The following is a 296-nucleotide window of genomic DNA, read 5'->3' on the forward strand; positions in this document are numbered from 1 at the left end:
AGGCGGCACCCGTGCGGCGCTACCAGAAAAAGGACAAGGAAACCGGCAAGCCGAAGGGCGGCTTCGGGTGGTTCTGCACTGGCGAAGACTGCAAGACGTTCTTGGACGATGAAAAGGGCAAGCCGGTCGCCGTGAAGACGGCACCTTGCCCGGCCTGCGGCAAGCCGATGTACCGGCGCAAAGGCCAGTATGGCTACTGGTGGGGTTGCAGCGGCTTCAAGGAAGGCTGCAAGAACATCATGGATGACGACAAGGGCAAGCCAGTCAAGCGCGCACCGAAGAAGGCCATCACCAAA

General features: G+C 60.8%; 1 protein-coding gene. It reads left to right on the top strand.

Annotated features, from left to right (window positions below; genetic code table 11):
* Nucleotides 1-296, top strand: a 296-nt coding sequence (locus tag FLQ44_RS02000) for a hypothetical protein (protein WP_206208617.1), incomplete at both ends; no start/stop codon positions are given.

It is taken from the genome of Vogesella mureinivorans (assembly GCF_007644035.1).
Lineage (GTDB): Bacteria > Pseudomonadota > Gammaproteobacteria > Burkholderiales > Chromobacteriaceae > Vogesella > Vogesella mureinivorans.